The organism is Streptomyces arenae, assembly GCF_022343545.1.
In the GTDB taxonomy this organism is placed as follows: domain Bacteria; phylum Actinomycetota; class Actinomycetes; order Streptomycetales; family Streptomycetaceae; genus Streptomyces; species Streptomyces humi.
In genome coordinates this window covers 153,816-165,271 of the sequence record NZ_JAKQYH010000023.1, presented here as the reverse complement: position 1 = coordinate 165,271, position 11,456 = coordinate 153,816, and the positions used below count along the sequence as shown (strand labels likewise).

Here is an 11,456-nt window from a genome sequence, read left to right as displayed (position 1 = left end):
GGGGCGGAGGAGGGGCGGCTGGGGGCGGCGGGCACGGAGGGGGGCGCTTCTCGCTGTGCTCGTCCTGTTCGTCCCCCTCCTCATCGCCGAGACCGCCCTCCGTGTCAACTACACCGGCGACCCGGAGCCGGGCGCCCGTACCCGGGACAGGGACGCCCTGTGGCTCGGGCACGCCTGGGTCGACGGGCGCAAGGGCGACGCCGACGTCACCGCCCTCGCCGCCCGGCTCGCCGGCACCGGCATACGCGACCTCTACGTCCACGCCGGACCACTGGAACACAACGGCACGCTGCCCACATCGGCCTACCCCAAGGCGCGTTGGCTGATAACGGCCGTGCATCGAAAACTGCCGGGCGTGCGCGTACAGGCCTGGCTGGGCGACGAGATCGCACCCGAGAAGCCGGGCGCCATGCACCTGGAGAAGGACGAGACGCGCGCCGCCGTGGTCGCGTCCGCCCGTCAGGTCGTCGCCGCCGGGTTCGACGGGGTCCACTTCGACCTGGAGCCCCTGCACTCCGGCGACCGGAACTACCTCGCCCTTCTCGACGCCCTGCGCCCCGTGACCCCGCTGCTGTCCGTCGCCGCACACCAGATCGATCCGCTGCCGGCCTTTCACTCCTTCTGGGGTACTCTCACCGGTCATCCGAAATGGTGGTCGCAGGAATATTTCGGCCAGGTCGCCCGTCGGGTGGACCAGATCGCCGTGATGTCGTACGACACCATGCAGCCGCTGGAGAGCCTGTACGGAGGCTATGTCGCCCAGCAGACCAGCCTCGCGATCGAGGTCACCCCGGCCGGAACCGACCTTCTGATGGGGCTGCCCTTCTACCACGAGAATCGTTTCGGCCACTGGGCGCACGCCGAGACCGTGCCGGCGGCCGTACGCGGGGTTCGGCTGGGACTGTCACGCGCGGACGCGGATCGCGCTAACTTCGGCGTCGCCCTGTACGTCGACTTCGCCGCCACCGAGGATGACTGGACCTCTTATCGGAAGGACTGGGTCCGTACGCCATGACAACCGCTCGTGCCCACCTCACCCGTGACGACCTCGCACCGCTCGCCCGCCAGGCCCTCGGCAAGGTTCCCGCCGTCGTCACCCGGCTGCGCGGCGGATCCAAGAAAGGGGTCTACCGGCTCGCCCTCGACAACGGCCGGTCCGCGATCGCCTACGTCTGGTCCCCGGAGGAGGACTACTGGGGGCCGGCCGACGCCGACATCCGCGACCCGTTCGCGCACGCCTCCGGGCTCGGCCTCTTCCTGGCCGCCCACGACCGGCTCACCGAACTCGGCGTCCGCACCCCGCGCCTGCTCTTCGCCGACGAGGAGGCCGAGTACCTGCCCGCCTACGCGGCGGTCGTCGAGGACGTCCGCGGCGGCAGCCTGGAGGTGCTGCTGCGCAGCGACCCGGGCGCGGCACGGGTGCCGCTCGCCCGGCTCGCCGGGACGCTCGGCGTGCTCCGCGAGTACACCGCCGCCGGATACGGCAAGGCCGCCCTCGTGGAGGAGGACGGCAAGCCGCTCGGCGACTCCTGCGAGCAGGTCGTCGCCGACCGCGCGGTGCACGACATCGCGGAGGTCGCCGAGCGCGACCCCCGGGTGCGCGCGGCCCGCCGGGCGCTGACCGAGCGGGTCCGCGAGCTCTACGACGCGGTCGAGCCCCGCGACCACGCCTCGCTCGTGCACGGCGAACTGGGCCCGGACCACGTGCTGGTGACCGAGCAGGGCGATCCCGCGCTCATCGACATCGAAGGACTGATGTACTTCGACGCCGAGTGGGAGCACGTCTTCCTCCAGCACCGCTTCGGGCCCGCCTACGACGTGCTGCGCGCCGCCGACCTCGACGAGGACCGGCTGGGGCTGTACCGGCTCGCCATGCACCTCAACCTCGTCGCGGGGCCGCTCAGGCTGCTCGACGGCGACTTCCCGGAGCGGGAACCGATGCGGGACATCGCCGAGTTCAACCTCCGGCAGGCCCTCAGCCTGCTGCCGGGCGCCTCCTGATCTTCGAGCCGAGCCACACCAGCGGGTCGTACTTGCGGTCGACGGCCCGCTCCTTCAGGGGGATCAGCGCGTTGTCCGTGATGTGGATGCCCTCGGGGCACACCTCCGTGCAGCACTTGGTGATGTTGCAGTAGCCGAGGCCGTGCTCGTCCTGGGCCGTGCGCTTGCGGTCCAGGCCGGAGGCGTCGGCCGCGTCCAGCGGGTGCATGTCCAGTTCGGCCACCCGCATCAGGAAGCGCGGGCCGGCGAACGCCGGTTTGTTCTCCTCGTGGTCGCGCACCACATGGCAGGTGTCCTGGCACAGGAAGCACTCGATGCACTTGCGGAACTCCTGCGACCGGTCCACGTCCTCCTGGAACATCCGGTACTCGCCGGGACCCACCCCGGCGGGCGGTACGAACGCCGGGACCTCCCTGGCCTTCTGGTAGTTGAAGCCGACGTCGGTGACGAGATCGCGGATCACCGGGAAGGCGCGCAGCGGGGTGACCGTGATGGTCTCGTCCTCGGTGAAGACGGACATCCGGGTCATGCACATCAGCCGGGGCCGGCCGTTGATCTCCGCCGAGCACGAACCGCACTTGCCCGCCTTGCAGTTCCAGCGGACCGCCAGGTCGGGCGCCTGGGTGGCCTGGAGGCGGTGGATGATGTCGAGGACCACCTCGCCCTCGTTGACCTCGACCTCGAAGTCCGCCAGGCCGCCGCCCTCGACGTCACCCCGCCACACCCGGAAACGGGCCGTGTAGCCGCTCATTCGTACAGCTCCTCTTCGGCGAGGTACTTGACCAGCTCCTCCTTCTCGAAGAGGGCCAGCAGGTCGGGACGGATGGGTTCGGTGCTCTCGCGGACGAGGGTGATCTGGCCGCGCACCGGGTCGGTAGCCGCCAGGCCGCCCGTCGGATCGGCCAGCCGGCACAGCAGGTTGACCGGGCGCCACCTGCGGTCCATGGCCGGATGGTCCTCGCGGGTGTGCCCGCCGCGCGACTCGGTGCGCTCCAGTGCCGCCCGCGCCACGCACTCGCTGACCAGCAGCATGTTCCGGAGGTCCAGGGCGAGGTGCCAGCCCGGGTTGAACTGGCGGTGGCCCTCCACCCCGGCCCGGCGGGCCCGTACCCGCAGCGCGGCGAGCTTCTCCAGGGCCTGCTCCATCTCGCCCTCCCGGCGGATGATGCCGACCAGGTCGTTCATGGACTGCTGGAGCTCCTGATGGAGGGTGTACGGGTTCTCCGGCGGCCCCGCGTCGGGGTCCTCGCTCTCCGCGGAGAACGGGCGCAGCGCCTCCGCGGCGGCGGTGTCGACCTGGCCGTCGTCCACCGCGGGCCGGGCGTCGAGGCCCGCCGCGTAGTCGGCCGCGTGCCAGCCGGCCCGTCGGCCGAACACCAGCAGGTCGGACAGGGAGTTGCCGCCGAGCCGGTTGGAGCCGTGCATCCCGCCGGCCACCTCACCGGCCGCGAACAGTCCCGGCACCCCGCGCGCGGCGGCGGTGTCCGAGTCGACGGCGACCCCGCCCATCACGTAGTGGCAGGTCGGCCCGACCTCCATGGCCTCCGCGGTGATGTCGACGTCCGCCAGCTCCTTGAACTGGTGGTACATGGACGGCAGCCGGCGCCGGATCACCTCGGCCGGCATCCGCGTCGACACGTCCAGGAAGACCCCGCCGTGCGGGGAGCCGCGGCCCGCCTTCACCTCGGAGTTGATGGCCCGGGCCACCTCGTCGCGGGGGAGCAGTTCGGGGGGACGCCGGTTGTGGTCCGGGTCCTCGTACCAGCGGTCGCCCTCTTCCTCGGACTCGGCGTACTTCTCCTTGAAGACGTCCGGGACGTAGTCGAACATGAACCGTTTGCCGTCGGAGTTGCGCAGCACCCCGCCGTCGCCGCGCACCGACTCGGTGACGAGGATGCCTTTCACTGACGGCGGCCAGACCATGCCCGTCGGGTGGAACTGCACGAACTCCATGTTCAGCAGCGGCGCCCCGGCCAGCAGCGCCAGCGCGTGCCCGTCGCCCGTGTACTCCCACGAGTTCGACGTCACCTTGAAGGACTTGCCGATGCCGCCGGTCGCGATCACCACGGCGGGCGCTTCCAGGACGAGGAAACGGCCGGTCTCCCGCTCGTACGCGAAGACGCCACTGACCCGGGAGCCGTCCTTGAGGATCCGGGTGACCGTGCACTCCTGGAAGACCTTCAGCCGGGACTCGTAGTCACCGGTCTCGCGGTGGTCCTCCTGCTGGAGCGCGACGATCTTCTGTTGCAGGGTCCGGATCAGTTCGAGGCCCGTGCGGTCACCCACGTGGGCGAGGCGCGGGTACTCGTGGCCGCCGAAGTTGCGCTGGGAGATCTTCCCGTCCTTCGTGCGGTCGAAGAGCGCGCCCCAGGTCTCCAGCTCCCAGACCCGGTCCGGGGCCTCCTTGGCGTGCAGTTCGGCCATCCGCCACTGGTTGAGGAACTTGCCGCCGCGCATGGTGTCGCGGAAGTGCACCTGCCAGTTGTCGTGCTCGTTGACGTTGGCCATGGCCGCGGCGATGCCCCCCTCGGCCATCACCGTGTGCGCCTTGCCGAACAGCGACTTGCAGATCACCGCCGTACGGACGCCCCGCTCGCGCGCCTCGATCGCGGCGCGCAGTCCGGCCCCGCCGGCGCCGACGACCACGACGTCCCACTGCTGCCGCTCCACCGCTGCCATCAGAAGGCCTCACTCGTCAGAAGAATCGCGGATCGTCGAAGACACCGGACGCGAGCAGATAGACGTAGAAGTCGGCGAGCGCCACGCTCACCAACGACGCCCAGGCGAGCAGCATGTGCCGGGCGTTGAGCCGGCCGACGAACTGCCACGCCTTGTAGCGCACGGGGTGTTTGGAGAAGTGCTTGAGCTTGCCGCCGACGATGTGCCGGCAGGAGTGGCAGGACAGCGTGTACAGCCAGATCAGCGTGATGTTGACCAGGAAGACCAGGGTGCCGAGACCCATGTGGCCCCAGTTCTCGTGGGTGTCCCGGAAGGACAGGACCGTGTCGTAGGTCAGCACGCAGGCGACCAGCAGGGCGGCGTAGAAGAAGTACCGGTGGATGTTCTGGAGGATCAGCGGGAAGCGGGTCTCACCGGTGTACTTGGCGTGCGGCTCGGCCACCGCGCAGGCCGGCGGCGACGCCCAGAAGCTGCGGTAGTAGGCCTTGCGGTAGTAGTAGCAGGTCAGGCGGAAGCCCAGCGGGAAGATCAGGATGATGATCGCCGGGGAGATCGCCCACCAGCTGCCGAAGAGGTCGGCGTTCGGCCCGGACGGCATGTCCTTGCAGTTCTCGGCCAGACAGGGCGAGTAGAACGGCGAGACGTACGGCGCCGAGTAGTAGTGGGCGTTCGCGAAGGCCCGCCAGGTCGAGTAGACGACGAACGCGAACAGACCGGCCGCGGTGACGGCGGGCGCCAGCCACCAGCGGTCGGTCCGCAGGTGCGGGTCGGAGATCGCGGCGCGCGTACGGGTGCGTACGCCGCCGCTGTTCGGATGTGGTTCCGTACCAGTGGCCAACGGATGACTCCGGTCGGTTCGGGGATCGGGGGCCTGCGGGCGGCGCTCCTACGGGGCGCGCCGGTCGCGGGCGCCGAGACCCTCGTCGTCCGTGTCCGTCCACAGGTTGATGTCGTACGGGTCGTCGGAGATGGTGACGAGATCCGGGCGCTTGCCGGGGGCGCCGGCGTCGGCCGCCGCCCGCAGCAGTGCCACGCTCTCGCGCAGGTGATCGGCGTCGGCGCGGACACGGCGCATCTCCAGTCCGCCGCTTCCGAGCTGCTGCTCCAGGCGGCCGACGGACCGGTTCAGGTCCTCAAGGCAGCGCTGGACTGACGTCAGGTCGTCGTGCACGGACATGACGTGACCTCACTTCCACGGACTCCTGGTCCAAGGCGGCAACGTTCATGCGCCTGCGAGTGTTGCGCGTCACACCTGCCGATGTGAAGCCATGTGCAGCGATTGGCGGATTGCATGCCTCCGTCGCGCGCCCGCACGCGCTCTGTGTGCGCCGGGGCATTGCGCCGCACGGGTGGCCTTTGACCGTCCCCGCCGCCGTGTCGTCCCCGGCCGACGGACCCCGTCCATTTCAGTGGGGTCCGTACTTCTGACGTACATGTGATCAACTCCAAAATACCCCCAAATGTGAACAGATCGCACTCGTGTCACGGGGCCTCCCGGAGGTAAGCAGAGATGTCTCACCAGGGCGTCAGCCGTAGCGCCCCTTCAGGGGCGCGGGGAACTGCGCGAGCAACCACGACGCAGCCGCAGCCGAACAACGGCTCCGCGCGGCGCCTCCAACGCAGCCTCGCCTTCCTCACCGCCGGCGCCCTCGCCGTCCCCCTCCTCGCGGGCTGCGGTTCCGACGACGAGGGCAGCAAGCCGCTCGCCGCGCAGGACATCGCGGCGGTCGCCCGGGACTCGGTCGCCGAGGGCGGCACGCTCAAGATGGCCGTGGACGCCGTACCGGAGACCCTCAACACCTTCCAGGCGGACGCCGACGCCGGCACCACCCGGGTCGCCCAGGCCGTCCTGCCGTCCATGTTCACCATCGACGCCACCGGCAAGCCGGTCCGCAACCCCGACTACCTGGAGTCCGCGAAGGTCATCGAGACCGAGCCGCGCCAGGTCGTCCTCTACAAGCTCAACCAGCAGGCCGTCTGGAGCGACGGCCGGGAGATCGGCGCCGCCGACTTCGCCGCCCAGTGGCGCGCCCTGTCCGGCAAGGACTCCGCCTACTGGACCGCCCGAAACGCCGGCTACGACCGCATCGCCCAGATCGAGCGCGGCGCCAACGACCTGGAGGTCCGGGTCACCTTCGACCGGCCGTACGCCGACTGGAGGTCGCTGTTCTCACCGCTGTACCCGAAGGACGTCATGGGCACCCCGGACACCTTCAACGACGGTGCCCGCCGCAAGCTGGCCGTCACGGCCGGACCCTTCCGGGTCGACCGGGTCGACACCGCCAAGAAGGACGTCGTCCTCACCCGCAACCCGCGCTGGTGGGGCCGCCCGGCCAAGCTCGACGAGATCGACCTGCACGCCGTCTCCCGCGAGAAGCGGGCCTCGGCGCTCGCCGCCGGCACCGTGGACGTCGCCGACATCGACGCCTCCGAGGCCGAGCGGATCATCATCGCCGGGCGCGGCAAGGGCACCGGCACCCCGTTGCAGGGCGCCGGCAAGACCTCCGCACGGAAGCTGCGCTCCTGGGCGCTGGCCCTCGGCATGGACGAGGAGAAGCTGCCGAAGGGGCCGAAGAAGCTCCGCAAGACCATCGCGAAGTGGCTGGAACAGCAGCAGGAGCTGCGCGCCTTCGACGTCCGCAAGTCGCTGGAGCCCGCCTACACCCAGCTCGCCCTGAACGGCTCCGAGGGCCCGCTCGCCGACGAGCGGGTGCGTCGCGCCGTGGCCCGCGCGCTCGACCGCCAGTCCCTCGCCAAGCTGGTCCTCGGCCCGCTGGGCCTGCCCGCCGTGCCGGTCGGCAGCCACCTCGGCCTCTCGGGGCAGGCCGTCTACACCGACAGCAGCGGCGCGCTCGGCGGCCTCGACACCCACGAGGCGCAGGCGCTGCTCGCCGACGCGGGCTGGGTGGCCGGCGGGCCGGTCAAGCAGGCCGGCGGCAAGGCGGCGGGGGCGGCGAACGAGAAGGCCGGCAAGGGGGATGACCAAGACAAGGGAGACAAGGGAGACGCGGGCGACCAGCGCGATCCCGGCGACAAGTCCGACGGCGGACGGGACGGCCAGTACGTCGTCGGGGAGGACGACAAGGGACCCGACGGCAAGGACACCCGCGACCACCAGAAGGACCACGCGCACGGGGCGCCGGGGGCGTACGCGCCGAAGGGCACCGCCGCGCCCAAGGGCGCGGGGGCGCCGGCCGGACCGCTGGCCAAGGACGGTCAGGCGCTCTCACTGCGGTTCGTGCTGCCGTCCGGGCCGGGTTCGGAGACGCTCCAGGCGGTCGCCGACCAGATCACGAAGATGCTGGACAAGGTGGGGATCCTGACCGAGGTCAAGAAGGTCCCGGACGAGAGCTACTTCAAGGACCACATCGCCGCCGGGCAGTACGACCTCGCGCTCTACTCCTGGCCGGCGTCCGCGTTCCCGGCGACCGACGCGCGGCCGATCTACGCCAAGCCGGTGGTGGCGGCCGACGGCTCGCTGAACGTCGAGCAGAACTACACGCGGATCGGCACCGACCAGGTGGACCAGCTCTTCGACCAGGCGCTCGGCACCCTGGACGAGGACGAGGCGGACGGTCTGCTGCGCAAGGCGGACTCCAGGATCTGGGCCTCGGCGGGCTCGCTGCCGCTGTACCAGCGGCCACAGATCGTGGGCGCCCGCAAGGGCCTGGTGAACGTGGGGGCGTTCGGCTTCCAGACCCCCGTCTACCAGGACATGGGCTTCCTGAAGAAGGGTGCCAAGGTCTCGGCGAGCCCGTCACCGAAGGGCTGACCGGTGCCGTAGCTCAGACTCTGCTCAAACCGCTTGTCCCGCACCGCCGACGCCCGCAGCCTGGCTCGTACGAGCATGCTGCGGGCGTCCGTCGCCCGCGCACGGGGGACGGGGGGCGCACATGCGTGGCACGGGGCGACGGATCCGGGCGACGGGACTGGCCGCGGTGGCTCTGGCGGCGGCCCTGACGGCCTGCACCGCTGGCGGCGGTGGTGGGGGCGGTGACGGGCACGGGACCACGGCGGCCCGGCCGAAGGCGTGCAGGGGTGGCACGTTCACCTGGTCCGGTGTCAAGCAGTCGGACCGGCTGACCGGGGTCTCCGCGAGCCAGCGGCTCGGCAAGGGCGGCGGCGCCCTGGAGAACCCGCTCCGGCGGGTGTACACCCCGCACCCCTCGGTGCGCACCGAGGGCCCGGCGCTCTCTCCGGCCGAGGTCCTCTTCTCCCTCGGGAAGCGGATCGGTGAGATCGACTCCACGGCCGCCACCCTCGCGGACGACGACAGCGGCACCACCTATGTCTTCACCGACGTGCACGCCAAGGCACCGGCCCTGGACGACGGTTTCACCAGAATCGACGGGCCCGGGGACATCGTGGCCTACGCCGGCGTGCGGGAGGTGACCGGTACCTTCCGCTACTCCTGCCGCGACGGTGCGAGCAGCACAGGGCAGGCCCGGAACTGGAGGGTCGACCTGGCCGGTCTCGTCAACTGCGGTGAGACGGTCGGCGCGGGCATCGCCCGGCAGGCCGCCCGGCTCTCCTGCGAGGACGGCTCGGCCGCCAGGAAGGGCGCCTGATCCGACCCCTCCCGGGGCGTGCTTTCCTGCCCCGGGAGGCCGCCGCGGCGGCGGCCCAGTACCATGGGGTGAGGCCGTGGCGTGTTCAGCCCGGCAGGGTCCGCGGACACCGATGTACGCGCAGGCCCCTTCCTCACACTCCGGGAGTACGCCGCACTATGGCCACGCGCCACGACATCCGCAACGTCGCCATCGTCGCCCATGTCGACCACGGGAAGACGACCCTCGTCGACGCCATGCTGAAGCAGGCCGGTGCCTTCGCGGCGCACGCCGCCGAGTCGCTCGACGACCGAATGATGGACTCGAACGACCTGGAGCGTGAGAAGGGCATCACGATCCTGGCCAAGAACACGGCCGTGAAGTACCACCCCAAGGATGGCGGCGACGTCATCACCATCAACATCATCGACACCCCGGGCCACGCCGACTTCGGTGGCGAGGTCGAGCGCGGTCTGTCGATGGTGGACGCGGTGGTGCTGCTGGTCGACGCCTCCGAGGGCCCGCTGCCGCAGACCCGCTTCGTGCTCCGCAAGGCGCTCCAGCAGCGCCTGCCCGTCATCCTGTGCATCAACAAGACGGACCGCCCGGACTCCCGGATCGACGAGGTCGTCAACGAGACCTACGACCTCTTCCTCGACCTGGACGCCGACGAGGACCAGATCGAGTTCCCGATCGTCTACGCCTGCGCGCGTGACGGCGTGGCCTCGCTGACCAAGCCCGAGGACGGCACCGTCCCGCAGGACAGCGACAGCCTGGAGCCGTTCTTCTCCACCATCCTGTCGCACGTCCCGGCCCCCGAGTACGACGAGGCGGCCCCGCTCCAGGCGCACGTCACCAACCTGGACGCCGACAACTTCCTCGGCCGTATCGCGCTGCTCCGCGTCGAGCAGGGTGAGCTGCGCAAGGGCCAGACCGTCACCTGGATCAAGCGTGACGGCACGATGTCCAACGTGCGCATCACCGAGCTGCTGATGACCGAGGCGCTCACCCGCAAGCCCGCCGAGGTGGCGGGCCCGGGTGACATCTGTGCCGTCGCCGGTATCGCGGAGATCATGATCGGCGAGACCCTCGCCGATCCCGAGAACCCGATCCCGCTGCCGCTGATCACGGTCGACGAGCCGGCGATCTCGATGGTCATCGGTACGAACACCTCGCCGCTGGTCGGCCGGGGCGGCACCGGCAAGGGCGCCGACAACAAGGCCGCGGTCAAGGACCGCAAGGTCACCGCCCGCCAGGTCAAGGACCGCCTGGACCGCGAGCTGATCGGTAACGTCTCGCTGCGCGTGCTCGACACCGAGCGTCCGGACGCCTGGGAGGTCCAGGGCCGTGGTGAGCTGGCGCTCGCCATCCTGGTCGAGCAGATGCGCCGCGAGGGCTTCGAGCTGACCATCGGCAAGCCCCAGGTCGTCACGAAGCAGGTCGACGGCAAGACGTACGAGCCGGTCGAGCGCATGACGATCGACGTGCCCGAGGAGCACATGGGCGCGGTCACGCAGCTCATGGGCGTCCGCAAGGGCCGGATGGACAACATGTCCAACCACGGCTCCGGCTGGGTGCGCATGGAGTTCGTGGTGCCGTCCCGCGGTCTCATCGGCTTCCGGACCGAGTTCCTGACGCAGACCCGCGGCACGGGTATCGGGCACTCCATCCACGAGGGCCACGAGCCCTGGTTCGGCCCCCTGCAGACCCGCAACAACGGCTCCCTGGTCGCCGACCGCTCCGGTGCCGTCACCGCGTTCGCGATGACGAACCTCCAGGAGCGCGGTGTGCTGTTCACCGAGCCCGGCACCGAGGTGTACGAGGGCATGATCGTCGGCGAGAACTCCCGCTCCGACGACATGGACGTCAACATCACCAAGGAGAAGAAGCTCACGAACATGCGGTCGTCCTCGGCCGACACGTTCGAGGCGATCGTGCCGCCGCGCAAGCTCTCCCTGGAGCAGTCGCTGGAGTTCTGCCGTGACGACGAGTGCGTCGAGGTGACCCCGGAGGCCGTCCGGATCCGCAAGGTGAACCTGGACGCCCGCGAGCGGGCCCGCGCCGCCAGCCGCGCCAAGCACGGCTGACCCGAGCTGTCACCGGAAAGGAGCCGGGCCCTCCGCATCGCGGAGGGCCCGGCTCTCCGCGTTCGGGCCCTCGGTCCGCGGGATAGGGAAAACCCTAGGTCTCGTCGTGGAACGGCAAAGAGGGGACCGTACGGCACTAGGC

9 protein-coding genes are annotated in these 11,456 nt (G+C 70.5%); 5 read left to right on the top strand and 4 right to left on the bottom strand.

The genetic code is table 11. The features are described 5' to 3' along the window. Together MB828_RS12685 and MB828_RS12680 are read left to right on the top strand one after the other, a co-directional pair. The coding region (locus tag MB828_RS12685) for a glycoside hydrolase family 18 protein (RefSeq protein ID WP_301648220.1) at nucleotides 1–1,015 on the top strand (1,015 nt) is incomplete at its 5' end. Beyond that, complete coding sequence (locus tag MB828_RS12680) at nucleotides 1,012–2,001, top strand: phosphotransferase family protein (protein WP_301648219.1); 990 nt, start codon at nucleotides 1,012–1,014, stop codon at nucleotides 1,999–2,001. The genes MB828_RS12685 and MB828_RS12680, both read left to right, overlap by 4 nt. On the opposite strand, the gene MB828_RS12675 is transcribed toward MB828_RS12680, so the two are convergent. Genes MB828_RS12675 through MB828_RS12660 form a run of 4 tightly spaced genes read right to left on the bottom strand, consistent with a single transcriptional unit; the run spans nucleotide 1,976 to nucleotide 5,857 of the window. Beyond that, nucleotides 1,976–2,752, bottom strand: a complete 777-nt coding sequence (locus MB828_RS12675) for a succinate dehydrogenase/fumarate reductase iron-sulfur subunit (protein ID WP_133025473.1) — start codon at nucleotides 2,750–2,752, stop codon at nucleotides 1,976–1,978. The two genes, MB828_RS12680 and MB828_RS12675, sit on opposite strands and share 26 nt — an antisense overlap. After that, a complete protein-coding gene (locus MB828_RS12670) occupies nucleotides 2,749–4,680 on the bottom strand; it encodes a fumarate reductase/succinate dehydrogenase flavoprotein subunit (RefSeq protein ID WP_301648218.1) in 1,932 nt (643 codons plus the stop codon). The genes MB828_RS12675 and MB828_RS12670 overlap by 4 nt, the downstream gene beginning before the upstream one ends. 16 nt (nucleotides 4,681–4,696) lie before the next feature. Then, nucleotides 4,697–5,518 carry a hypothetical protein gene (locus MB828_RS12665; RefSeq protein WP_301648217.1) on the bottom strand — a complete coding sequence of 274 codons (822 nt, stop codon included), beginning with the start codon at nucleotides 5,516–5,518 and terminating at the stop codon, nucleotides 4,697–4,699. A 48-nt stretch (nucleotides 5,519–5,566) separates the two neighbouring features. Continuing rightward, nucleotides 5,567–5,857: a hypothetical protein gene (locus tag MB828_RS12660; protein ID WP_133025471.1), complete on the bottom strand. Its 291-nt coding sequence runs from the start codon at nucleotides 5,855–5,857 to the stop codon at nucleotides 5,567–5,569. Between the two features lie 333 nt (nucleotides 5,858–6,190). Between MB828_RS12660 and MB828_RS12655 the strand changes: the two genes are divergently transcribed. The 3 genes from MB828_RS12655 (at nucleotide 6,191) to typA (ending at nucleotide 11,314) form a co-directional block, all read left to right on the top strand. Continuing rightward, nucleotides 6,191–8,452: an ABC transporter family substrate-binding protein gene (locus tag MB828_RS12655; protein WP_301648216.1), complete on the top strand. Its 2,262-nt coding sequence runs from the start codon at nucleotides 6,191–6,193 to the stop codon at nucleotides 8,450–8,452. Between the two features lie 121 nt (nucleotides 8,453–8,573). Next, complete coding sequence (locus MB828_RS12650) at nucleotides 8,574–9,248, top strand: hypothetical protein (RefSeq protein WP_301648215.1); 675 nt, start codon at nucleotides 8,574–8,576, stop codon at nucleotides 9,246–9,248. Between the two features lie 158 nt (nucleotides 9,249–9,406). Continuing rightward, the gene (gene typA / locus MB828_RS12645; protein WP_133025468.1) at nucleotides 9,407–11,314 is read left to right on the top strand and encodes a translational GTPase TypA; all 1,908 of its coding nucleotides are present in this window, start codon (nucleotides 9,407–9,409) and stop codon (nucleotides 11,312–11,314) included. The last annotated feature ends 142 nt before the right edge of the window (nucleotides 11,315–11,456 follow it).

Bases quoted from the DNA above. Each gene is read 5' to 3' on its own strand.
- MB828_RS12675 (WP_133025473.1), bottom strand. From the start codon at position 2,752: ATGAGCGGCTACACGGCCCGTTTCCGGGTGTGGCGGGGTGACGTCGAG.
- MB828_RS12660 (WP_133025471.1), bottom strand. From the start codon at position 5,857: ATGTCCGTGCACGACGACCTGACGTCAGTCCAGCGCTGCCTTGAGGAC.
- MB828_RS12655 (WP_301648216.1), top strand. From the start codon at position 6,191: ATGTCTCACCAGGGCGTCAGCCGTAGCGCCCCTTCAGGGGCGCGGGGA.
- MB828_RS12680 (WP_301648219.1), top strand. From the start codon at position 1,012: ATGACAACCGCTCGTGCCCACCTCACCCGTGACGACCTCGCACCGCTC.
- MB828_RS12670 (WP_301648218.1), bottom strand. From the start codon at position 4,680: ATGGCAGCGGTGGAGCGGCAGCAGTGGGACGTCGTGGTCGTCGGCGCC.
- typA (WP_133025468.1), top strand. From the start codon at position 9,407: ATGGCCACGCGCCACGACATCCGCAACGTCGCCATCGTCGCCCATGTC.
- MB828_RS12650 (WP_301648215.1), top strand. From the start codon at position 8,574: ATGCGTGGCACGGGGCGACGGATCCGGGCGACGGGACTGGCCGCGGTG.